Genomic DNA, 22,644 nt, shown 5'->3' on the forward strand with positions numbered 1-22,644 from the left:
GGGGTAGTCGTAATATTCCAAAAAGACGCTCGTAATTGGAGATGAAGCGTGTGAAAATAAAGATTCATTCCATTGTTGGTCGAAAATCGTACAATAGCGATATTTTATTTCGTGTCATTGATATAAAAGAAGTAAATGGGAAACAAGTGGCCATCTTATACGGAGAAGATTACCGTCTTATGGCGGATGCCCCATTCGATGATTTAGTCATCATTGATTCCCATGAGTATCGTCGGCTCACCAATACGTTTCGATCACTTGAAGAACAATCGTACGAGTTATTTCGACAAGATATGAACCTCATTAAGCAAAAGCAAGAGTACCAAATGACGAACGGGTATCATTATGATTTAAATTTTTTTCAAATTCCAGGGAAAGTTCTTCACTTAGATGGTGACCCTAATTATTTAAAAAAATGTATGGACTTATATGAACGGGTAGGGGTTCCGGTATATGGGGTTCATTGTAAAGAGACGGAAATGCCGTATCAAATCGGTGGACTTATTGAAAAGTACCGTCCAGATATTTTAGTGATCACCGGTCATGACGCTTATTCAAAGTCCAAAGGAACGATTGATGATATTAACGCCTATCGACATTCGAAGGATTTTGTTAAAACGGTGAAAGAAGCGAGGAAAAAAGTTCCTCATCTTGATCAGCTCATTATTTTTGCAGGGGCATGTCAATCCCATTTTGAGTTGTTAATCCGTGCGGGAGCTAATTTTGCTAGTTCCCCTAACCGCGTCAATATTCACGCATTAGATCCGGTATATATTGTTGCCAAAATTAGCTTTACTCCCTTTAAAGAATACGTCAATGTATGGGATGTGTTACGAAATACGTTAACAGGTGACAAAGGGTTGGGAGGAATTGAAACAAAAGGGGTGCTCAGAACTGGAATGCCCTTTAATCGGCTCCAACCAAAAATTGATCAGTAATGCCAGACAACAATGTTGGCATTATTTTTTTGTGGCAGGAAGGTAATGTGATTTTTTTACATAATTGTGTGCACAAAAGGGTATGCTAAAATTGTTGATTTTTGTAGACATAAAACCATTGACAACTGAAGTTAAAGGTTGATAAAATTATTTATTTATTTGACGAAACTTACATATTGTGCTATAATTTAATCAGCGAGGTGGGTAAAAAGATGCCAAAAACATTGTCTGATATTAAAAAAGCTCTTGATTCTAATTTAGGCAAACGGTTGTTGTTAAAGGCCAATGGTGGAAGAAGAAAAACAATTGAGCGTTCTGGGATTTTAACAGAAACATACCCATCTGTATTTGTGGTAGAACTAGACCAAGATGAGAATGCATTTGAGCGTGTTTCTTACAGCTATGCAGATGTGTTAACAGAAACAGTTCAATTAACCTTCTATGACGAAACATCAGGAAACGTTGCAATGGGCCGGCAGTAGACGAAAGTTTGCTGCTTTTATTTTTTCGATTGTACGTATGGACGACCAAATGGCTGGTTTATGATTAAATTGAAAAAACTTGTTCCTTAAGAAGCATCTACCATGAATGCTTCTTTTTTATGCTTGTTACATCTGATGAATTGGTCGTTTGTCATCCATACTAATAAAGGCATGCTAATGAAGGAGGATGTTTTTTGAGTAGAAGAAGACGTACGATGTCAATGCAGTTCAAAGAGCAACTGGCAAAAGATTTGGGTTTTTATGACGTCGTAAAGCAAGGAGGATGGAGCAGTATCACATCCAAAGAAGCTGGAAATATGGTGAAACGCGCCGTTGAAATTGCCCAGCAGCATTTAGCACAACAATCCATGAACCAACAAAAATAAGGAAGTTAGCATGCCTGAGAAGACCAAAAGAACGAGTTGGTCTTCTCTATTACTACATATACAAAAACAGACTTGATTATATAAAATAAATGGTGAAATAACTTATCTTTCTTTAACTAATTTTTCATGGTAAAATACAATGTTTGTATACGTTAACTATAGATTACAGGAACGGAAATTGCTCGAGAAAAAGTAGGTGAATTCGTTGAAGTTAATGGTAAAGGCACCAGCCAAAATTAATTTATCGTTAGACGTCTTACATAAACGCCCTGACGGTTATCATGAAGTAGAAATGGTGATGACCACGGTTGATTTAGCAGACCGAATTGAATTGACGGAACTAAAAGAAGATGAAGTAAAAATAGTGACCCACAACCGATTTGTCCCTGACGATCACCGAAACCATGCCTATCAAGCAGCGCAATTGTTGAAGGATACTTACGGTATTAAAAAAGGGGTTCACATTGAGATTAACAAGGAGATTCCAGTAGCAGCCGGGTTAGCTGGTGGAAGTAGTGATGCGGCTGCTGTTTTACGTGGTTTAAACGAGCTTTGGAAGTTAGGTTTAAGTTTGGACGAGTTAGCCCAACTCGGTTCACAAATTGGTTCAGATGTATCATTTTGTGTATATGGAGGAACGGCGTTAGCGACTGGCCGTGGGGAAAAAATTAGCCACCTTCCATCTCCGCCCAATTGTTGGGTGATTTTAGCGAAACCAGCTACCGGAGTTTCTACTGCAGAAGTGTATAAAAATTTAAATTTACAACAAATTCAACATCCAAATACAAAAGGGATGATTGAAGCCATTTATGAACAAAACTATGAAAAAGTGTGTGAACATGTGGGAAATGTCCTTGAAAGTGTTACTTTACACATGCATCCAGAAGTGGCTCATATTAAAGAACAAATGAAACGCTTTGGTGCTGATGCAGTGTTAATGAGCGGTAGCGGACCGACCGTTTTCGGGCTTGTGCAACACGATTCACGTTTGCAACGTATTTACAACGGACTTCGTGGTTTTTGTGACCAAGTATATGTTGCTCGCCTATTGGGAGAATAAATTCTTGATAAAAACCGTACATTAGTGATATATTTACACTAAAATATTCGGTTTTTACTTCAGAGGTGACCAAAGATGAAATTTCGTCGCAGTGAGCGTTTAATTGATATGACTCACTATTTGTTAGAGCGGCCAAGACAATTGATTCCATTAACTTTTTTCTCTGAACGGTATCAAGCAGCTAAATCATCCATTAGTGAAGATTTGTCCATTTTAAAAGAAACGTTGGAACATCGAGGAATTGGGACGTTAATGACGGTACCTGGTGCCGCTGGGGGAGTGAAATATTTCCCTAGTATTAAAAAAGAGGATGCGGAACAGCACGTTAAGGAACTTTGTGAACGAATTGCTGATCCAGAACGTTTATTACCTGGTGGGTATTTATATATGACAGATATTTTAGGGGACCCACAAATGATGAGAAAAGTAGGGAAACTATTAGGCTCAGCATTTCACGATAAAGAAATTGATGTCGTTATGACGGTAGCAACAAAGGGAATTCCGATTGCGTATGCAACAGCGAATTATTTAAATGTACCTGTAGTTATTGTTCGTCGTGATAGTAAAGTGACAGAAGGCTCAACAGTAAGTATTAACTATGTATCTGGCTCATCAAAACGAATTCAAACAATGGTGTTATCGAAACGCAGTTTACGTGAACATTCCAATGTGTTAATTGTAGATGATTTCATGAAAGCTGGTGGAACTGTTAACGGAATGAAAAGTTTGCTTGAGGAATTTAATGCTTCCGTTGCAGGAATTGGGGTATTAGTCGAATCTGAAAAAGTCGAAGAAGAACGATTAGTAGATGATTATGTGTCTCTTGTCCGTTTGACTGATGTAGATGTAAAAGAAAAGCGCATCAGTGTGACCGAAGGAAACTATTTTTCTAAACCTATTTCATTTTTATAAGGAGGAGATTCCCGATGCGTACCGTTTCAACGAAACAAGCTCCAGCGGCCATTGGTCCATATTCTCAAGGGGTAATCGTGAACAATTTATTTTTTAGTTCTGGTCAAATTCCGTTAACGCCAGAAGGAAAAATGGTTGAAGGAGATATTAAAGAGCAAACCCATCAAGTTTTCCGAAACTTGCAAGCTGTTCTTCATGAAGCTGGTGCATCGTTAAATACTGTCGTGAAAGCAACAGTATTTTTAAAAAACATGGAGGATTTCGCAGCTGTTAATGAAGTGTACAGTCAATATTTTAGTGAGCATAAGCCCGCTCGTTCATGTGTCGAAGTGGCTAGACTTCCAAAAGATGCGTTAGTAGAAATTGAAGTAATTGCACTCGTGAAATAACACGAGTGCTTTTTTAATTAAAAGTCTCTGTTATAAGTCATTGTTGATTTTTAGCAAGTTATTCACACGGCGGCGACTCCAGTGGGAACAAGAAGCCGCAAGACCCATACTTGAGCGTAGCGAGGGAAGCGGCTTGCGGCTTGCCCGCGGAAAGCGTCCGCCACAAGAGTAATGTATAAATATAAACAGTATCGTTTAACAGAGCCATTTAATAAAAAATTTTTCTAAAAATTTTATTTATTTAGAAGGAGATTTTGAAAGGGTGTTGAATATTAAAAATAGACTTCAATGGAAAAAGGTGGTGAACAAGATGGAAGTAACAGATGTTAGACTACGCCGCGTAAACACGGATGGTCGTATGAGAGCTATTGCTTCTATCACTTTAGACAATGAATTTGTCGTTCATGACATTCGTGTCATCGATGGCAATAACGGATTGTTTGTGGCTATGCCAAGCAAACGCACGCCAGATGGTGAATTCCGTGATATTGCTCATCCAATTAACTCCAACACACGCGGTAAAATCCAAGATGCGGTGTTAGCTGAGTATCACCGTTTAGGTGAGCTAGAAGAACGTGAATTAGAAGAAGCAGGAGCTTCTTAATCATTAAGCATTTACACCAAGAGCCTTCTCCTTACGAAAGGCTCTTTTTTTATGTATACATATCTTTTCCTTCCATTTTCCTCCTTGTACCCATTGACAAAAAAATGTACTTTTCTCCGATTCCTTGAAATGAACTCCTATTTAAGATATATTCATTATGGAAAAAAAGGTTGATGGAGGACCATATATGTCAACGAATCGATATGCCATTATTTTAGCTGCTGGGCAAGGAACAAGAATGAAATCAAAACTTTACAAAGTTCTTCATCCGGTATGTGGAAAGCCTATGGTCGAACATGTTGTAGATCAAGTGTCAAAGCTTGATATAAATAAGATTGTGACGATTGTTGGTCACGGAGCTGATCAAGTAAAAGCACAATTAGACGGAAAAAGTGAGTTTGCCCTTCAAGAAGAACAGCTTGGAACTGCTCATGCTGTGATGCAAGCCGCTCCTCAACTAGCCTCTTTACAAGGAACGACCCTTGTTATTTGTGGAGATACACCGCTAATAACGGCTGAGACTATGGAAGCGCTTTTATCCCATCATGAACAGCAAGGGGCTAAAGCAACCATCCTTTCAAGCTATGCGGAAGATCCTACAGGCTATGGTCGCATTATTCGAAACGAAGACGGACATGTTGAGCGAATTGTAGAACATAAGGATGCGACAGATGAGGAACGGAAAGTAAAAGAAATCAATACAGGTACGTATTGTTTTGATAACCAAGCTCTTTTTGAAGCCCTTCAGCACGTATCTAATGATAATGCCCAAGGTGAGTATTATTTACCAGATGTCATTGAAATTTTAAAAGCAAAAGGGGAAATTGTGTCCGCTTATCAAATAGCTGACATGGAAGAGACTTTAGGTGTCAACGATCGTGTTGCTTTAGCACAAGCGGAGAAAATTATGCGTCGACGCATCAATGAGTATCACATGCGTAACGGTGTGTCGATTATTGACCCAGAAAATACGTACATTGGGGTCGAGGTGCAAATTGGGCAAGATACGATTATTTACCCAGGTAGTGTTATTACCGGGCAAACAGTGATTGGAAATGACTGTAAGATTGGGCCTCATACAGAAATTCATGATTGTGAAATTAACGACCGTACCGTCATTCGTCAATCTGTTGCCCATCAAAGCTCCATCGGTAGTGATGTGACCATTGGTCCATTCGCTCATATTCGTCCTCAATCTGCTATTGGTAATGAAGTTCGAATTGGTAATTTCGTAGAAATTAAAAAATCGACATTTGGCAAGGGAAGTAAGGCCTCTCATTTAAGTTATATTGGCGATGCAGAAGTGGGCGAACAAGTGAACATTGGATGTGGTTCTATCACAGTAAATTATGATGGAAAAAATAAATATTTAACAAAAATTGAAGACAATGTCTTTGTAGGATGTAATTCGAACTTAGTTGCTCCTGTTACCATTGGAAAAGGTGCCTATATTGCCGCTGGTTCAACAATTACAGAAGATGTACCAGGTATGGCGTTGTCGATTGCACGTGCTCGCCAAGTAAATAAGGAAAACTATGTACACAAACTAAACTCGAAAAAATAACTGGAGGTTCATCATGACGAATCAATATTTAGATCCAAACTTGAAGGTATTTGCCCTAAATTCGAATCGAGCGTTAGCGGAGGAAATTGCGAAGGTAATTGGAGTCGAGCTTGGGAAATGTAGCGTGTCCCGGTTCAGTGATGGAGAGATTCAAATTAATATCGAAGAAAGTATTCGCGGCTGTGATGTATTCGTCATTCAATCGACTAGCTCCCCAGTCAACGAAAATATTATGGAATTACTGATTATGATTGATGCGTTGAAACGAGCTTCTGCAAAAACAATCAATATCGTCATGCCGTATTACGGCTATGCGCGCCAAGACCGTAAAGCAAGAGCACGTGAACCGATTACCGCTAAATTAGTTGCCAACTTGCTAGAAACGGCAGGAGCTTCCCGTGTGATCACACTTGATTTACATGCTCCACAAATTCAAGGTTTCTTTGATATTCCAATTGACCACCTAATGGGGGTACCGATTTTAGCTGACTACTTTAACAGTAAAAAGCTTGACCAAGATGAATTAGTCGTTGTTTCCCCTGACCATGGTGGCGTAACAAGAGCACGGAAGCTTGCTGAACGCTTAAAAGCACCAATTGCGATTATCGATAAGCGTCGACCAAGACCAAATGTGGCGGAAGTGATGAACATCGTTGGAAACATTGAAGGTAAAACAGCGATCTTAATCGATGATATTATTGATACCGCAGGAACGATTACCCTTGCGGCAAATGCATTAGTAGAAAACGGTGCGAAAGAAGTATATGCATGCTGTACACATCCGGTTTTATCAGGTCCAGCGATCGAGCGTATTGAAAACTCTAAAATTAAAGAATTAGTAGTAACTAACACCATTACCCTTCCAGAAGAAAAGCAAATTAAAAAAATTCACCAGCTATCTGTAGCTCCACTTATTGGTGAAGCGATTATTCGTGTGCATGAAGATCAATCCGTAAGTATGCTATTCGATTAATAGAATCAAACGGTCTGACAATAATGTCAGGCCGTTTTTGTGCCTTCCATCCACTTTTTTATGTTTATTATGAACCGTTTTAGGGCATTTTTTATATAGAACCAGCTTTAATATTGTATGGAGGAAGGTGAACGTACCATGGAAGTCGTTCTTGATGCGCAAATAAGAACCGATTTTCACCAATCAACGTTACATCAATTACGGTCAGAAGGTTATGTCCCAGCTGTAATTTATGGACCCAATGTTGAAAATACACACATTTATTTTGAAGAAAGGGATTTAGTTAAAACGATACAGAATGTAGGACGAAATGGAGTTTTTTCTATTAAGGCAGATGGTACCGAATATTCGGTGATGCTTTCCGACTATCAGCATGACTTTTTGAAAAACGAAATTATTCATGCCGATTTTCTCGTGGTGAATCAAGATACAAACGTAACAACGGACGTTCGGGTCGATTTAGTTGGAGAAGCCGCTGGGGTAAACGATGGCGGGGTATTACAGCAGCCAATTCACGAGCTTTCGGTAACGGGTAAGCCTGGACAGGTACCAGATTCGATCAATATTAACGTCGAGAACTTACAAGTAGGGGAGACCATCACCGTAGGGGATGTTAATCAACAATATGGGTTTACTATTAATCATGATGATGGGGAAACGATTGCTTCCATTCTCCCTCCTAGGCAAGAAAAAGAAATTAGTACAGGTGAAGAGCAAGAAATAGGAATTCCAACGAATTTAGAAGGTCGGGAAACGAATGAGTTAGAAGCGAAAGAACAAGATTCGTAAACGGATAAAGTCCCTACCATTCAATAGGTTCGTAAGGCGTAACCTTTTTAGGTTACGTCTTTTCTGGTTTTTGATATAGTTAAAATAGTGAAAGGATTTGAGGTGTTGATCATGAAGTTAATCGTAGGACTAGGAAATCCAGGAACAAAATATGAACGAACAAGACATAACATAGGATTTGAAGTTATTGATGAACTAGCAAAACGTTTTGCTTCCCCTTTAACGGAATCGAAATTTAAAGGGCTATATACAATCATCCGTTATTCAAGTGAAAAAGTGATTTTGTTAAAACCGATGACATATATGAATTTGTCGGGTGAAAGTATCCGGGCTGTTGTCGATTATTATGATATTGACCCGGAACATATTTTAGTCATTTATGATGATTTAGATTTGCCGGTTGGAAAAATTCGTTTGCGGCAAAAAGGAAGCGCCGGTGGACACAATGGCATTAAGTCCACCATTGCCCACCTCGGTACGCAAAACTTTAACCGAATTCGGATCGGGATTGATCGCCCAACTAATGGGATGAGTGTTCCGGATTATGTATTAGGAAAGTTTACAAAAGAAGAGTGGGAAACGATGGGGGATGTGATTCAACGTTGTGCAGATGCGTGTGAAGAATGGATGGAAAAACCGTTTCTTCAAGTGATGAATCGTTATAACGGGTAATTCATATGATGTATAACACCTCTAAAATACGTTTATACTAGCGGTAAAAGCGTATTTTAGGAGGAGCAATATGGCTATACATTACTTTTGTCGTCATTGCGGAATCAAGGTCGGGACAATTGATCGAATGCCGGTCAATGCTGAACAAATAGGCATCCATAAATTGAACGAAAAAGAACGACTTGACATGGTCTCCTACGAACCAAACGGTAATATTCATATAAAAACAATTTGTGAAGATTGCCAAGAAGCGCTTGAACGAAACCCTGATTACTATCAGTTTGACTTTTTTATACAGTAATTTGTCGGCTTTGGGCCTACCAAAGCATTTTTCTGTTGAGTTTGATAGAGAACATAAAGAAAGGGGAGGAGCTTTTGAAAGGAATCACGACCATCCTCTTGCAACAAGATGAAATTGAATCGATAGTAAATGGAATTGAGGAAGGGCTTAGCGAACAACTGGTTACTGGATTATCAGGATCTAGCCGGCCAGCGCTCATTTCCTCTATTTATGAACGGACAAAAAGACCGATTTTACTCATTACTTACAATTTACTACAAGCTCAAAAGTTGTACGATGACATTACCCAATTCGTTGCCGAAGATGAAGTGTATTTATATCCAGCAAATGAATTAATTGCCGCAGAGATAAGTATCGCCAGCCCTGAATTAAAAGCGCAACGAATGGAAACGTTAAACTTTTTAAGCCGGATCGAGCGTGGTGTCGTTATTGTACCTGCAGCTGGTTTGCGGAAACTATTACCCCCAAAGGAATTATGGTTGTCGTATCAAAAAGAGTTCCGTGTTGGCGAAGACATTGATTTAGAGCAAATGTTACAAGCGTTTATATATATGGGGTATCAACGCGTCAATATGGTCACAGCACCGGGGGAATTTAGCGTTCGTGGAGGCATTATCGATATTTATCCGTTAACGGTGTCTGATCCATTACGCATTGAATTATTTGATACCGAAATCGAGTCCATCCGAACGTTTTCTATAGAAGATCAACGGTCCTTGCAATCATTGGATGAAGTCATCGTTGGTCCAGCTACTGAATTATTGCTAGAACCTCCCCATTATGATCGCATCGTACGGCTGTTGGAGGAAAAATTAGCTGAGAGCTTACGAAAAGTAAAACTAGCGAAAACGAAAGAGCTATTATCACAACACATTTCGTATGAACTGGAACAATTAAAACAGCAACAGAAGCCGGAACAAATTTTTAAATATGCTTCTCTTGCTTATGATAAACCTTATAGTTTGATAGATTATTTACCGCAAAATAGCATTATATTTTTAGACGAATATAGTCGTATATTGGAAATATATGAAACACTAGAAAAAGAAGAAGCGGAATGGTACACAGCCTTGTTAGAAGAAGGTTCAATTGTTCACGGATTGACGATATCCCATCGTCTACCAACACTTGTTACGGAAACTTCGTTACCAAAAGTTTATTTATCATTATTTTTACGACATATTCCGAATACGAATCCGCAAAATATCATGAATATTTCCTGTCGCCCGATGCAAAACTTTCACGGGCAAATGAACGTGTTAAAAAACGAATTAGAGCGATGGAAAAAAGGAAAATATACGGTACTATTTCTCGGTCCAGATGTAGAACGAATAAGAAAACTTCAACGCGTATTTGAAGATTACGGACTAGATGTAGTAGAAAACGCGTCGGCAGAACAATTGCTGCTAGGGAAACCACAAATGATTCAAGGGAGTTTGCATGCGGGCTTTGAACTGCCAATGATGAAGCTTGCAGTTGTGACCGAAGTAGAGCTTTTTAATAAAAAAACGAAAAAAGCTCCGCGTCGACAAAAGCTGTCGAATGCAGAACGAATAAAAAATTATTCGGAACTGAATATTGGCGATTATGTGGTGCACGTTAATCATGGTATTGGAAAGTATTTAGGAATTGAAACTTTAGAAATTAACGGCATTCATAAAGATTATCTTCACATCAAATATCAAGGTAACGATCAATTATACGTGCCGGTAGACCAAATCGACTTAGTGCAAAAATATGTGGGCTCAGAAGGAAAAGAGCCGAAAATTTATAAGCTCGGCGGTAATGAATGGAAACGAGTAAAGAAGAAAGTTCAATCGTCTGTCCAAGACATTGCCGATGATTTAATTAAATTGTACGCCGAACGAGAGTCTACTAAAGGGTACGCGTTCTCTCCAGACGGCGATTTACAACGAGAATTTGAAGCTACTTTTCCATATCAAGAAACGGAAGATCAATTACGTTCCATTCAAGAAATTAAGAGAGATATGGAAAGCGAACGACCAATGGACCGTTTATTATGCGGTGATGTCGGGTATGGAAAAACAGAAGTAGCAATTCGTGCCGCGTTTAAAGCCGTGATGGATGGAAAACAAGTCGCTTTTCTTGTTCCAACAACGATTTTAGCACAACAACATTATGAAACGATGAAAGAGCGTTTCCAAGACTTTCCTGTTACCGTTGATTTATTGAGTCGCTTCCGGACGAAAAAGCAACAAACAGAAACATTGAAAAAATTAAAAAGCGGTGCCGTCGATATTATTGTGGGCACACACCGTTTGTTGTCGAAAGACGTGCAATTTCACGACTTAGGTTTACTCATTATTGACGAAGAACAGCGCTTTGGTGTAACACATAAAGAAAAAATTAAACAGTTAAAAACGAATATCGATGTGCTAACTTTAACCGCTACCCCAATTCCTCGGACATTACATATGTCTTTGCTTGGTGTGCGCGATTTATCTGTCATAGAAACGCCACCGGAAAACCGCTTCCCGGTCCAAACGTACGTCATGGAATATAATGGGGCATTAGTCAAAGAGGCCATTGAGCGCGAATTAGCAAGAGAAGGACAAGTATACTTTTTATACAATCGTGTCGAGGATATTGAGCGAAAAGCGGAAGAAATTTCTATGCTAGTTCCAGATGCTCGAGTGACGTTTGCGCATGGTCAAATGTCTGAAACGGAATTAGAATCTGTCATCTTAAGCTTTTTAAGTGGCGAATACGATGTATTAGTTACGACGACTATTATCGAAACAGGCGTGGATATTCCGAACGTAAATACGCTTATTGTTTATGATGCTGATCGGATGGGATTATCGCAATTGTATCAGCTTAGAGGACGTGTAGGTCGTTCGAACCGGGTAGCTTATGCGTATTTTACGTACCGCAAAGATAAAGTGTTGTCCGAAGTTGCTGAAAAACGACTTCAAGCAATTAAAGAATTTACAGAGCTTGGTTCAGGTTTTAAAATTGCCATGCGCGATTTGTCCATTCGTGGGGCAGGAAACATTTTAGGAGCTCAACAACACGGATTTATTGATTCCGTTGGTTTTGATTTATATTCTCAAATGTTAAAAGAAGCGATTGAAGAGAGGAAAGGGACGGCTCAAGCGGAAGAACCGTTTAAAACGGAAATTGATGTCACGATCGATGCCTATATCCCAGATGCTTACATTCCGGATGGTCATCAAAAAATTGAGATGTATAAACGCTTTAGAGGAATTGACACCATAGAGGAATTGCACGAACTTCAGGGTGAATTAATCGATCGCTTCGGTGATTATCCAAAAGAGGTTCATTATTTATGTAAAGTCGCCGAAATAAAAGTGTATGCATACGAGGCAAAAGTCGAATCGGTGAAACAACAAAAAGACATCGTTACTTTACTTCTATCGGAAGATGGAACCCAACAAATTGACGGAGCCAAAGTGTTTACTGCCATCAATCAATATGGAAAGCGTTTTGGTATCGGGATGGATGGAAATAAATTAAAACTAACATTATCCACAAAAGGAATGCAAACAGCGGAGTGGCTCGATATATTAATTGAATGTGTCAAAACGATCGCCCAATCGAAAAAAGTAACCGAAAATGTTCACTAACGAGAACCATACTAGTTGTGAACGGATATTGGAGTTGCCGTTTTTTGATAATACCATTATTTACCAACAAAATAGATTGACAGTGAAATGAACAATTTGTGTATAGAACTTTCCAGATGAAAGATACTAATGTCAACAATGGTAATAGATTCATTCAGTTAAATGGATCAACAACCAAAAAATCATCTGATGAAAGTGAGGCAACAAAGATGAAAGCAACTGGTATTGTTCGTCGTATTGATGATTTGGGTCGTGTTGTCATTCCAAAGGAAATTCGTAGAACACTTCGTATTCGGGAAGGAGATCCGTTGGAAATATTCGTTGATCGTGATGGTGAGGTCATTTTAAAGAAATATTCACCAATTAGTGAATTAGGGGATTTTGCTAAGGAGTATGCAGAAGCCTTATTTGATAGCTTAGGAAGTCCTGTTCTTATCTGTGATCGAGATGCCGTTATTGCTGTAGCTGGCGTTTCTAAGAAAGAATTTTTAAATAAAAGCGTAGGCGAAACAATTGAAAAAGTGATGGAAGAACGTAATTCTATTCTGGTGACTCAACAAGGATCAGTATCATTAATAGAAGGATTTGAAGAGACGTTAGCTTCCTATACAATTGCTCCGATTATTGCTAACGGAGACCCAATCGGTGCCGTTGTTATTTATTCGAAAGACCAAACCTTAAAAGAAGTGGAACAAAAAGCGGTAGAAACAGCAGCAGGCTTTTTAGCAAGACAGATGGAACAGTAAAATCTTCGATAGATAAATATGTATAAGGACAGTATCCCACTGTCCTTTTTCTTATGGTGATCATCCGTTCGTTGATTACAAGTCCATCCGTAATTTCCTAACACGGTTCAAAAAAAGATTATGCTATAATACTTTTCGATTAAAAGAACTTAGGAAAGGCAGAGTGAAGCGTGGGTCGTTCACAACGTACTTTTTTACAAGGTGTTTTTTTATTAACGATAGCGGCGTTTGTTACCAAAGTGTTAAGTGCCGTTTATCGTGTTCCTTTTCAAAATATCGTTGGTGATATCGGTTTTTATATTTATCAACAAGTGTACCCAATATATGGGATTGTTTTAACTCTTTCGATGTACGGTTTTCCTGTTATTATTTCAAAAATCTTAACGGAACAACCGAAAGAGGATTTCAAAAAAAGGAAAGAAATTTTAACATCTGCTTTTTTTTCTATGTCTTTGTTCGGAGTTGTTCTCTTTAGTGTAACTTATTTTGGGGGACCACTGATTGCCTCCATAATGGGTGATCCAAATTTATTCTTATTACTTCAAGTCGCCGCTGTTTCATTTTTATTTTTTCCGATTATTTCAGTTATTCGGGGATATTATCAAAGTGTCGGTTTTATGGTTCCTACCGCTATATCACAAGTGACGGAACAATTTATTCGAGTGGCGCTCATTCTTATTTTATCTTTTCTTTTTGTTCAAAAAGGGTATTCCCTTTACCTAGTAGGCGGTGGAGCTATATTAGGCTCCGTTCTTGGAAGTGTCGCCTGTATTTTTGTCCTCATTGGGTTTCTTATGGCACGAAAAGAAAAAACACGGTGGATTTTTTCTTCTTTAAAACTCAACTGTGACGTCGGAATACAAGTACTTATTCAAGGAATCGCCATTTGCGTCAGCAGTATGACACTCATCTTATTCCAACTGGTGGATGCGATGAGTCTATATAAGATGCTGGTTGAATCCGGATGGAGCGAATGGGACGGAAAAGTGCTAAAAGGTATTTACGATCGTGGGCAACCGCTCGTCCAAGTAGGAACAGTTGTCGCTACTTCTATGTCTTTAGCTTTAGTACCAATTCTTACGAAAGAAAAACTACGAGGCTCTACTCAACGAGTACAATCCGTAGGTACGTTAGCACTTAAAGTGAGTATCGTGTTCGGATTAGGGGCATCTGTCGGTTTAGCATGCTTAATCCAGCCAATCAATGAGATGTTATTTACCGATCGTCAAGGATCTGACGTGCTGGCAGTTTTTTGTTTATCCGTCTTATTTTACTCGATTGTACTGACTTTATCAGCGGTACTACAAGGACTGGGATATATGTATTTCCCTATGTTCGCCGTATGTGTCGGAGTCATAGGAAAATTTTTAGCGAACATCGCCCTTATTCCTTCGCTTTATACGATGGGGGCTTCTTTAAGTACAGTTGGATCGTTGGTCATTATATCAATGTTCTTAATTTGGAAAGTGCACAAGGAGTTACAAGGCTTTCACTTGACGAAAACATTTTTTGGTCATCTTTTCATTAGTATCGGGAGTATGGTATTGGTATTATTTGTATTACAATTAATAGTAGGTTCCTTCGATAGTTTTACGACTTCAAGGCTTTCATCTACTTTTTTATCCATTAGTGGCTCCATTCTTGGGGGAATGACCTTTCTAGCGGTCTTTATTCACATAGGAGGATTTGATCTAGATGAATTGAAACAAATACCATTTGGAGATAAGCTTAAAGTTTTTAGAAAAGTGAGAAACAAAAATAATAAGTTGGGGGCATAAACGATGACAATTACCATAGTCGGCTTAGGTGCTGGAGATGTAGATCAATTAACCCTTGGTGTATATCGAACATTAAGGGAAGCAGAGCATCTATATTTACGAACGAAAGAGCATCCGGTCGTTGCTTCTCTTGAAGAAGAAGGAATTCGATTTATATCTTTTGACGATGTATACGAAAAATATGAAACGTTTGATGAAGTTTACGAAGAAATCTCTCGTATTTTACTAGAAGAAGCTGAAACAAAGGACATTGTGTACGCGGTTCCTGGACATCCAATCGTCGCTGAACGAACGGTGCAACTATTATTACAGAAAGGGAGAGAAAAAAATATATCCGTCCAAATCGGCGGTGGTCAAAGCTTTATCGATGCCCTTTGTTCTGCGGTGAAACTAGATCCGATCGAAGGGTTTCAACTGTTGGATGGTACTTCCCTTAAGCGGGATGACGTAAAAATGAATCAACATGTCATTATAGGTCAGGTGTACGATTCATTTGTTGCTTCCGAAGTCAAATTAACATTAATGGAGAAATATCCGGATGATTATGAGGTTTACATTGTTACTGCGGCGGGAACCGCACAAGAAAAGGTTCAAAAAATACCGTTATACGAACTCGATCGACAAGTGTCTTTAAATAACTTAACGAGCGTCTATGTCCCTCCTGTCAAAGAAAAAGAAGGTCGCTATAAAGATTTCTATACGTTTAGAGAAATTGTAGCCGAATTACGGGGACCAAACGGTTGTCCGTGGGATAAAGAGCAGACCCATCAATCGCTAAAAAAATATTTAATTGAAGAAGCATACGAACTCCTTGACGCTATTGACGCAGATGATGTCGATCATATGATTGAAGAATTAGGAGATGTATTACTTCAAGTATTGTTGCATGCACAAATTGGTGAAGATGATGGTTTATTTTCCATTGAAGATGTCATCGAAAGTATTGGTGAGAAAATGGTACGGCGTCATCCTCATGTATTTAGTACCGTGAAAGTGGAAGATGCTGATGAGGTTGTGAACAATTGGAATGCGATTAAAGCAAAGGAAAAAGGAACGAAAAAAGAAGAATCTATTTTAAATAGTATACCGAAAGGACTTCCGGCATTGTTTAAAGCATATGAAATGCAAAAAAAGGCGGCAAAAGTCGGCTTTGATTGGGAGGATGTTGACGGGGCTTGGGAGAAGGTACAGGAAGAACTCGACGAATGGAAAGGAGCGATACAGCAACGAAATGAACAAGAAGCAGCCAAGGAATTTGGTGATGTATTGTTTGCCCTTGTCAATGTAGCCCGCTTTTATCGAATTCATCCTGAAGATGCCCTCCAAGCAACTGTTCAAAAATTTCAACGTCGCTTTGAGTATGTTGAACAACAAGTGAAAGCATCGGGAAGGTCGTTTGATCAATTTTCATTAGAGGAATTAGATCAATTTTGGAATGAAGCCAAAGCGAAAGGTTATTAATAAAAGGGAGAGTGTAGGAACAATGGAAAGCATGCGTTTAGATAAGTTTTTAAAAGTTTCGCGATTGATTAAACGGAGAACATTGGCGAAAGAAGTAGCCGAACAAGGGCGAATTTCAATCAATGGACAGACAGCAAAAGCTAGCTCAAACGTAAAAGTTGGCGATGAGCTAACCATTCAGTTTGGTCAAAAACAAATTACCGTTCGTGTAGAACAGCTACTGGAATCCACAAAAAAAGAAGATGCGTCATCTATGTATACGCTTGTGAAGGAAGAGCGGTTGGAAGAGCCGATGACCGAATAATTTTGCTCCCGGAATCGGGGGCTTTTTTTATTTTTGGCTCTACCCTAAAATAACTGTGGATAACTTTTGTTGTTATTTTATTTATCAATGTGCCAATGGCAATTAGCATGAATGTCTGTTAAACGATACTGTTGATATTTATACATTACGCTTGTGGCGGACGCTTTCCGCGGGCAAGGTGCAAGCCGCTTCCCTCGCTACGCTCAAGTATGGGTCTTGCGGCTGCTTGTTCCCGCTGGAGTCGCCGCCGTGTGAATAACTTGGTAAAAATCAACAATGACATAAAACACATAGCCTTATTTTTATAAAAAGGATACGATGAACGAAACTTCTATTAAGATGCTACGTTAAATATGATATAAAAAAACGAAAAAGGAGAAAGGGTGCGATGTTGACCTATCTTCTCATTGCTTTCGCATTTATCGTAATTGTTGTAACAGTTTGGCCGAAATCTCGAAAATGGAAAAAAGTTTATACTGTATTTGGGTACGAGCAGTATTTTCATGTCGTAGGGAAGTTAAAAGCAGCAGGTATTTCCTATAAATCGAAAACACCATTTAATGCTCGCAAAAAACACGCCTTTCCCGTGAAAGATACAACACAATACGATATTTATGTTAAAAACGAACAAGAACACTTAGCGCTAAAAGTAATCCATCAACCTAATCGATAGCTTGTTCCTCTGTTCTATTTTTTCTTTGTCCCTCATAGGATGAATACAAAGCCTGTACTATGTAAAAGTGAGGGATAGGAATGAATCAGTATTATGATCCAAACTCCGTGCAAAAACAAGCAGTCAATGAGCATGACGTTATTATGCGTGGGAGAAAGCTGTTAGATATAACGGGTGTCAAACAAGTAGAAAGCTTTGATAATGAGGAATTTTTATTAGAAACAGTCATGGGATTTTTAGCGATTAGAGGGCAAAATTTGCAGATGAAAAATTTAGATGTAGATAAAGGGATTGTGTCCATTAAGGGGAAAATTTATGATCTCGTTTATTTAGATGAACCTCAAGGGGAGAAAGCTAAAGGGTTCTTTAGCAAGTTGTTTCGATGAGTTTAACGGTTCAATTTTATACGATGCTTGCCATGATTCTCATGGGAAGCTTTTTTGGTGCCGCGCTTGATACGTATCAACGTTTTTTAAATCGTGCTCATCGAAAACGATGGATCGTGTTTGTGAACGACGTATTGTTTTGGCTCGTGCAAGGGTTACTATTATTTCTTATCCTTTTCCAAGTCAATTACGGAGAAGTACGTTTTTACATTTTTCTTGCGCTGTTATGTGGGTTTGCTGCCTATCAAGCACTACTGCGTAATTTCTATGTAAAATTACTAGAAATGATTATTTCAATGGTCATTTCGATTTATCGAGGAATGGTTAAAGCAGTGAATATTTTCCTAATTCGTCCAGTAATATGGATTATTCATCTTTTAATTGCTTTTAGTTTATTTGTGATTCAGTTACTTTGGTCTCTTGTAAAAACGACAGGAACCGTATTATGGTGGGTCCTAAGAATTGGAATAGCTCCTTTTGTGAAGCTTTCTGTTCATTTCTGGAGACTTTTGCCGAAACGTCTTACAAATAACGTCGAGAAGTTATATAATATCTTTGCAGGATATTTCTACTATTTTACGAATTATATGTATAAACGATGGACTTCAATGAAACAGTGGTTTTTGAACAAGAAACAATAAGGAGGAGAGAATTGTGGGAGCATTACGGCAACGGAAAGTCGCTACTTTGCAAAATTCGTATATGGAACAGCATAAGATACGTCAACAATATGTGAACAAGCAAAAGAAGCGTTTAGTGCGTCGACTAACAGTATTTTTTATGTTCGTCATTGTTGTCTCCTATGCTCTTATTTCTTCTCTCCTTTCCCGTCATACTTTACTTGAAGAAAAATTAGCTCAAAAAGAACAGCTTGAGAAAAAGTTAGCTGCTTTGGAAAAAGAGGGAGAATTATTAAAAGAGGAAATTGTGAAGTTAAACGATGACGAATACATAGCGAAATTAGCTCGTCGAGAATACTTCTTATCAGATCAAGGTGAAATTATTTTTAACTTGCCAGAAAAAGATGATAAGGAAAAAGAAGAAGATTCGTCTTATTGACACGCTTTTTTCTGCTTAGCTATAATATATAAAAAGTTTTATTTTTTAAATTTTAAGGAGGAACATTCTTTTTATGTCAATTGAAGTAGGCAGCAAGTTACAAGGAAAAGTAACCGGCATCACACATTTCGGGGCGTTTGTCGAGTTACCGGAAGGCTCAACGGGGCTAGTTCACATTAGTGAGGTAGCTGATAATTACGTAAAGGACATTAACGATCACTTAAAAGTTGGGGATCAAGTCGAAGTAAAAGTAATTAACGTTGAGAAAGATGGGAAAATTGGGTTATCTATTCGTAAAGCAAAGGAACAATCCCATCGTCCACGCCATGGAAGAGCTCATGATCGTTCAAAAGAGAGCTTTGAACAAAAAATGGCTAAATTTTTAAAAGAAAGTGAAGACAGACTTTCTTCATTGAAGCGTCATACGGAATCTAGACGTGGTGGTCGAGGTGCTAGACGAGGTTAACTTGCTGTCTATGTAAACATAGCAGGTTGGAACGTGTAGTTTGGCGTCACACCAAGCAGGCATTGCCTGCTTTTTTTAATGACTAATATTTTTTCGAAAAAACAAAAAGACTAAGGTCGGAAAGCCGCTAGGACTTTCGTTCCTTAGTCTTTTTTGCCGATGACCCGTACGGGATTCGAACCCGTGTTACCGCCGTGAAAGGGCGGTGTCTTAACCACTTGACCAACGGGCCATAATTTGGTGGCGGCGGAGGGGATCGAACCCCCGACCTCACGGGTATGAACCGTACGCTCTAGCCAGCTGAGCTACGCCGCCAAACTATTTTGCAAAGCACAATGAAAATAATACAAAGAACCTCGAATAATGTCAACGGTTTTTTAAAAGAAATTTATTAAAAATAATTGGAAACAATTTACCAAAACAGGCATTCTATCAATCTTTTTTCATTATTTCCTTAAAATTTTACACGATAGGAAAGGAGTGTTAGTAGAGAAAATAGTCGAAAAATTCTTTCGTTTACACCTGTCATTTTGACAAACTTTGAAGCTAGTCCCCTTTAAAATAGAGCATAACAATATTCGATTAGGGGAGTGTTAAAAAATGGCAAAAACGGAACGGAGTTTGGTCGAGCCGTTAAATGAGGTCAACGTGGCTCAAACGAAGGTACAACTCGCCGAATGGGGAAAATGGTTTTGGCTAAAACTAGGGAACGTATTGATTCAAAGAGGCTTAGTATTTATATTGATTGGATTTTTACTTGGACGGGCCCTCATTTTATCACACTTAACACCTTTTGTTCTTCCGTTTTTTGCATCTATGTATATGTTAAGAAGAGACAAGTCTCCTTTTGCATTGATCGGTCTGTTAGCAGGCTCCCTCACCATTTCATTCACAAACATGGTCTATGTTTTTATTAGTACCACTTTATTTTTAATTATTTTTAAAATTACGGAAAGCTGGCGAAAAGACCATCTTCGTTCCTTGCCTTTTCTCGTCTTTTTTGTCACGACAGGAACGAAACTATCGTTCACTTATATAGAAAGTAGTCGGCAGCTTACATTATATGATGGAATGATGACGGGTGTAGAAGCAAGTTTATCCTTTATTTTGACATTAATATTTTTACAATGTCTCCCACTATTTACCCCTACAAAAAGAAAAAAAATACTTAAAACAGAAGAAATTGTATGTGTCATTATCATGTTAGCATCGGTGTTAACCGGAACGATTGGATGGAGTATTTATGATTTATCCATTGAACATATTTTGTCACGCTATTTGGTTCTCGTATTTGCTTTTATTGCAGGTGCTACGCTTGGTTCAACGGTTGGAGTGGTTACAGGTCTCATATTTAGCTTAGCAAATATTTCAAGTTTTTACCAAATGAGCTTACTCGCTTTTGCGGGATTGTTAGGAGGACTGCTGAAAGAAGGAAATAAATTAGGTGCTGCCTCAGGATTATTTATTGCGACGTTACTCATCGGTATGTACGGAGAAATGGATGGAGTACTTACGCAAACGCTTTATGAATCTGCCTTGGCCGTCGTTTTGTTTTTCCTTACTCCGAAACTTTTTATGGAAACGGTAGCGAAGTATATCCCAGGTACGCAAGAGTATGCGTTGGAACAGCAACAGTACATGAGGAAAATTCGAGATGTCACGGCACAACGTGTATCCCAATTTTCTAACGTGTTTCAAGCACTATCAAAAAGCTTTTCGCAATACGATCATGATCAAAGGGAAGAGCAAGAAGAAAGGGAATTTGATTTCTTTTTAAGCAACGTAACGGAAAAAACATGTCAAACGTGTTTTCGTAAAGAGCAATGTTGGGTAAAGAACTTTAATACAACGTATGATTTAATGCGGGAGATTATGTACGAAATTGATGAAGGTAAAGGGACTTTATCTCATCGTACCCAACGTGAATTGGACAAGCATTGCACTAGGTCCAAAAAGGTCATCAAAGCCATTGAACAAGAGATAACGTACTTTAAGGCCAACCAAAAATTGAAAAAACAAGTGCAAGAAAGTCGAAAATTAGTTGCAGAACAACTGTTAGGCGTGTCAATCGTCATGGAAGATTTTGCGAAAGAAATACAAAAAGAACGCGAAAATATGCAACGACAAGAGGAAATGATTTTTGAAGCGTTAGAAGATTTTGGTGTTCAAGTAGAGCAAGTGGATATTTATAGTTTAGAGCAAGGAAATGTTGATATTGATATGATGATTCCCTATTGTCAGGGACACGGTGAAGGAGAAAAACTCATTGCCCCTATGTTGTCAGATATTCTAGGGGAAACGATTATCGTGCATAAAGAAGAGTGCGCTTCATTTCCCAATGGGTTCTGTCATGTCACATTCCGATCCGCGAAAAAGTTTGTTGTAGAAACAGGAGTGGCTCATGCAGCCAAAGGAGGAGGGCTTGTTTCGGGAGATAGTTATTCGATGATTGAGTTAGATGTAGGTAAATTCGCTATTGCCATAAGTGATGGAATGGGGAATGGCGAGCGTGCACACCATGAAAGCAATGAAACGCTTCGGTTATTACAATACATTCTCAAATCGGGAATTGATGAAAAATTAGCCATCAAATCGGTTAACTCTATTTTGTCTCTACGTACAACAGATGAAGTGTTTTCTACTCTTGATTTAGCGATGATTGATTTACAAGATGCAAAAGTCAACTTTTTAAAAGTTGGTTCTACCCCAAGCTTTATTAAACGAGGGGATAAAGTGATGAAAGTAGAGGCAGGAAATTTACCGATGGGAATCTTACAAGATATGGAGGTTGATACCGTTTCTGAACAATTAAAGTCAGGGGATTTACTCATTATGATGAGTGATGGCATTTTTGAAGGACCGAAGCACGTTGAAAATTACGAGTTGTGGATGAGAAGAAAAATACGAGAACTAGAGACAAATGATCCGCAAGAAATAGCCGACTTAATTATGGAAGAAGTTATTCGAACGAAAGAAGGAGATATTGATGATGATATGACCATTGTAGTGGCTCAAGTAAAGCATAATATGCCGAAATGGGCTACTATTCCATTGACCGCGTTAAGTAAGAAAAAGAGAATTTCATAGTAGGAG

Annotated in this window: 24 protein-coding genes and 2 tRNA genes; 23 read left to right on the forward strand and 3 right to left on the reverse strand. The window is 38.6% G+C overall.

Annotated features, from left to right (window positions below):
- Positions 1-50 precede the first annotated feature (50 nt).
- From yabG to H0Z31_12860, 17 genes are all read left to right on the forward strand, one after another.
- Positions 51-938 (forward strand): sporulation peptidase YabG, encoded by an 888-nt coding sequence (gene yabG / locus H0Z31_12780; protein ID MBO8178317.1) that lies wholly within the window; start codon positions 51-53, stop codon positions 936-938.
- Positions 939-1,150: 212 nt separating this feature from the next.
- The gene (locus H0Z31_12785) at positions 1,151-1,420 is read left to right on the forward strand and encodes a Veg family protein (protein MBO8178318.1); all 270 of its coding nucleotides are present in this window, start codon (positions 1,151-1,153) and stop codon (positions 1,418-1,420) included.
- A 194-nt stretch (positions 1,421-1,614) separates the two neighbouring features.
- Complete coding sequence (locus tag H0Z31_12790) at positions 1,615-1,806, forward strand: small, acid-soluble spore protein, alpha/beta type (GenBank protein ID MBO8178319.1); 192 nt, start codon at positions 1,615-1,617, stop codon at positions 1,804-1,806.
- Between the two features lie 205 nt (positions 1,807-2,011).
- Complete coding sequence (locus tag H0Z31_12795; protein MBO8178320.1) at positions 2,012-2,866, forward strand: 4-(cytidine 5'-diphospho)-2-C-methyl-D-erythritol kinase; 855 nt, start codon at positions 2,012-2,014, stop codon at positions 2,864-2,866.
- Positions 2,867-2,941: 75 nt separating this feature from the next.
- The gene (gene purR, locus H0Z31_12800) at positions 2,942-3,778 is read left to right on the forward strand and encodes a pur operon repressor (protein ID MBO8178321.1); all 837 of its coding nucleotides are present in this window, start codon (positions 2,942-2,944) and stop codon (positions 3,776-3,778) included.
- 14 nt (positions 3,779-3,792) lie between these two features.
- Positions 3,793-4,167 (forward strand): RidA family protein, encoded by a 375-nt coding sequence (locus H0Z31_12805; protein ID MBO8178322.1) that lies wholly within the window; start codon positions 3,793-3,795, stop codon positions 4,165-4,167.
- A 310-nt stretch (positions 4,168-4,477) separates the two neighbouring features.
- Positions 4,478-4,771 carry a septation regulator SpoVG gene (gene spoVG, locus H0Z31_12810; protein ID MBO8178323.1) on the forward strand — a complete coding sequence of 98 codons (294 nt, stop codon included), beginning with the start codon at positions 4,478-4,480 and terminating at the stop codon, positions 4,769-4,771.
- 187 nt (positions 4,772-4,958) lie between these two features.
- Complete coding sequence (gene glmU, locus H0Z31_12815; protein ID MBO8178324.1) at positions 4,959-6,335, forward strand: bifunctional UDP-N-acetylglucosamine diphosphorylase/glucosamine-1-phosphate N-acetyltransferase GlmU; 1,377 nt, start codon at positions 4,959-4,961, stop codon at positions 6,333-6,335.
- Between the two features lie 13 nt (positions 6,336-6,348).
- Positions 6,349-7,308: a ribose-phosphate diphosphokinase gene (locus H0Z31_12820; protein MBO8178325.1), complete on the forward strand. Its 960-nt coding sequence runs from the start codon at positions 6,349-6,351 to the stop codon at positions 7,306-7,308.
- Between the two features lie 138 nt (positions 7,309-7,446).
- Complete coding sequence (locus H0Z31_12825) at positions 7,447-8,097, forward strand: 50S ribosomal protein L25/general stress protein Ctc (protein MBO8178326.1); 651 nt, start codon at positions 7,447-7,449, stop codon at positions 8,095-8,097.
- Positions 8,098-8,208: 111 nt separating this feature from the next.
- Entirely contained in the window at positions 8,209-8,769 is a 561-nt protein-coding gene (locus H0Z31_12830) for an aminoacyl-tRNA hydrolase (protein MBO8178327.1), read from the forward strand.
- Positions 8,770-8,839: 70 nt separating this feature from the next.
- Positions 8,840-9,070, forward strand: a complete 231-nt coding sequence (locus tag H0Z31_12835) for an anti-sigma-F factor Fin family protein (protein MBO8178328.1) — start codon at positions 8,840-8,842, stop codon at positions 9,068-9,070.
- A gap of 74 nt (positions 9,071-9,144) precedes the next feature.
- Complete coding sequence (gene mfd, locus H0Z31_12840) at positions 9,145-12,678, forward strand: transcription-repair coupling factor (protein MBO8178329.1); 3,534 nt, start codon at positions 9,145-9,147, stop codon at positions 12,676-12,678.
- 209 nt (positions 12,679-12,887) lie between these two features.
- The gene (gene spoVT, locus H0Z31_12845) at positions 12,888-13,424 is read left to right on the forward strand and encodes a stage V sporulation protein T (GenBank protein MBO8178330.1); all 537 of its coding nucleotides are present in this window, start codon (positions 12,888-12,890) and stop codon (positions 13,422-13,424) included.
- A gap of 170 nt (positions 13,425-13,594) precedes the next feature.
- The gene (locus tag H0Z31_12850; GenBank protein MBO8178331.1) at positions 13,595-15,202 is read left to right on the forward strand and encodes a polysaccharide biosynthesis protein; all 1,608 of its coding nucleotides are present in this window, start codon (positions 13,595-13,597) and stop codon (positions 15,200-15,202) included.
- A 3-nt stretch (positions 15,203-15,205) separates the two neighbouring features.
- Positions 15,206-16,663 (forward strand): nucleoside triphosphate pyrophosphohydrolase, encoded by a 1,458-nt coding sequence (gene mazG, locus H0Z31_12855; GenBank protein ID MBO8178332.1) that lies wholly within the window; start codon positions 15,206-15,208, stop codon positions 16,661-16,663.
- A gap of 31 nt (positions 16,664-16,694) precedes the next feature.
- Positions 16,695-16,967, forward strand: a complete 273-nt coding sequence (locus tag H0Z31_12860) for an RNA-binding S4 domain-containing protein (protein ID MBO8178333.1) — start codon at positions 16,695-16,697, stop codon at positions 16,965-16,967.
- A gap of 145 nt (positions 16,968-17,112) precedes the next feature.
- Here H0Z31_12860 and H0Z31_12865 read toward each other — a convergent pair whose 3' ends face one another.
- Positions 17,113-17,250: a hypothetical protein gene (locus H0Z31_12865; GenBank protein ID MBO8178334.1), complete on the reverse strand. Its 138-nt coding sequence runs from the start codon at positions 17,248-17,250 to the stop codon at positions 17,113-17,115.
- A gap of 105 nt (positions 17,251-17,355) precedes the next feature.
- Between H0Z31_12865 and H0Z31_12870 the strand changes: the two genes are divergently transcribed.
- The 5 genes from H0Z31_12870 to H0Z31_12890 all read left to right on the forward strand — a co-directional run bounded on the left by H0Z31_12870 (position 17,356) and on the right by H0Z31_12890 (position 19,551).
- Positions 17,356-17,640, forward strand: a complete 285-nt coding sequence (locus H0Z31_12870) for a hypothetical protein (protein ID MBO8178335.1) — start codon at positions 17,356-17,358, stop codon at positions 17,638-17,640.
- Between the two features lie 80 nt (positions 17,641-17,720).
- Positions 17,721-18,026 carry a sporulation protein YabP gene (yabP, locus tag H0Z31_12875; protein MBO8178336.1) on the forward strand — a complete coding sequence of 102 codons (306 nt, stop codon included), beginning with the start codon at positions 17,721-17,723 and terminating at the stop codon, positions 18,024-18,026.
- Complete coding sequence (gene yabQ / locus H0Z31_12880) at positions 18,023-18,667, forward strand: spore cortex biosynthesis protein YabQ (protein MBO8178337.1); 645 nt, start codon at positions 18,023-18,025, stop codon at positions 18,665-18,667. Before yabP ends, yabQ begins: the two co-directional genes overlap by 4 nt.
- Before the next feature lie 13 nt (positions 18,668-18,680).
- On the forward strand, positions 18,681-19,085 hold the full coding sequence (locus tag H0Z31_12885; GenBank protein MBO8178338.1) for a septum formation initiator family protein: 405 nt from the start codon (positions 18,681-18,683) through the stop codon (positions 19,083-19,085).
- 73 nt (positions 19,086-19,158) lie between these two features.
- Complete coding sequence (locus H0Z31_12890) at positions 19,159-19,551, forward strand: RNA-binding protein S1 (protein MBO8178339.1); 393 nt, start codon at positions 19,159-19,161, stop codon at positions 19,549-19,551.
- 160 nt (positions 19,552-19,711) lie between these two features.
- Here the strand turns inward: H0Z31_12890 and H0Z31_12895 are convergent.
- Positions 19,712-19,783: transfer RNA gene (locus H0Z31_12895), tRNA-Glu, on the reverse strand.
- Positions 19,784-19,789: 6 nt separating this feature from the next.
- Positions 19,790-19,866, reverse strand: a tRNA-Met gene (locus H0Z31_12900).
- A 285-nt stretch (positions 19,867-20,151) separates the two neighbouring features.
- On the opposite strand from H0Z31_12900, the gene spoIIE reads away from it, so the two are divergent.
- Positions 20,152-22,638 carry a stage II sporulation protein E gene (gene spoIIE / locus H0Z31_12905; protein ID MBO8178340.1) on the forward strand — a complete coding sequence of 829 codons (2,487 nt, stop codon included), beginning with the start codon at positions 20,152-20,154 and terminating at the stop codon, positions 22,636-22,638.
- The last annotated feature ends 6 nt before the right edge of the window (positions 22,639-22,644 follow it).

Source organism: Bacillus sp. (in: firmicutes) (genome assembly GCA_017656295.1).
GTDB lineage: Bacteria > Bacillota > Bacilli > Bacillales > JACDOC01 > JACDOC01.

Coding starts and splice junctions, on each gene's coding strand:
- H0Z31_12890 (MBO8178339.1), top strand. CDS start 19,159: ATGTCAATTGAAGTAGGCAGCAAGTTACAAGGAAAAGTAACCGGCATC.
- H0Z31_12860 (MBO8178333.1), top strand. CDS start 16,695: ATGCGTTTAGATAAGTTTTTAAAAGTTTCGCGATTGATTAAACGGAGA.
- purR (MBO8178321.1), top strand. CDS start 2,942: ATGAAATTTCGTCGCAGTGAGCGTTTAATTGATATGACTCACTATTTG.
- spoIIE (MBO8178340.1), top strand. CDS start 20,152: ATGGCAAAAACGGAACGGAGTTTGGTCGAGCCGTTAAATGAGGTCAAC.
- H0Z31_12820 (MBO8178325.1), top strand. CDS start 6,349: ATGACGAATCAATATTTAGATCCAAACTTGAAGGTATTTGCCCTAAAT.
- H0Z31_12865 (MBO8178334.1), bottom strand. CDS start 17,250: ATGTCATTGTTGATTTTTACCAAGTTATTCACACGGCGGCGACTCCAG.
- H0Z31_12835 (MBO8178328.1), top strand. CDS start 8,840: ATGGCTATACATTACTTTTGTCGTCATTGCGGAATCAAGGTCGGGACA.
- H0Z31_12805 (MBO8178322.1), top strand. CDS start 3,793: ATGCGTACCGTTTCAACGAAACAAGCTCCAGCGGCCATTGGTCCATAT.
- H0Z31_12830 (MBO8178327.1), top strand. CDS start 8,209: ATGAAGTTAATCGTAGGACTAGGAAATCCAGGAACAAAATATGAACGA.
- glmU (MBO8178324.1), top strand. CDS start 4,959: ATGTCAACGAATCGATATGCCATTATTTTAGCTGCTGGGCAAGGAACA.
- mazG (MBO8178332.1), top strand. CDS start 15,206: ATGACAATTACCATAGTCGGCTTAGGTGCTGGAGATGTAGATCAATTA.
- H0Z31_12825 (MBO8178326.1), top strand. CDS start 7,447: ATGGAAGTCGTTCTTGATGCGCAAATAAGAACCGATTTTCACCAATCA.
- H0Z31_12870 (MBO8178335.1), top strand. CDS start 17,356: ATGTTGACCTATCTTCTCATTGCTTTCGCATTTATCGTAATTGTTGTA.
- H0Z31_12785 (MBO8178318.1), top strand. CDS start 1,151: ATGCCAAAAACATTGTCTGATATTAAAAAAGCTCTTGATTCTAATTTA.
- spoVG (MBO8178323.1), top strand. CDS start 4,478: ATGGAAGTAACAGATGTTAGACTACGCCGCGTAAACACGGATGGTCGT.
- spoVT (MBO8178330.1), top strand. CDS start 12,888: ATGAAAGCAACTGGTATTGTTCGTCGTATTGATGATTTGGGTCGTGTT.
- yabQ (MBO8178337.1), top strand. CDS start 18,023: ATGAGTTTAACGGTTCAATTTTATACGATGCTTGCCATGATTCTCATG.
- yabP (MBO8178336.1), top strand. CDS start 17,721: ATGAATCAGTATTATGATCCAAACTCCGTGCAAAAACAAGCAGTCAAT.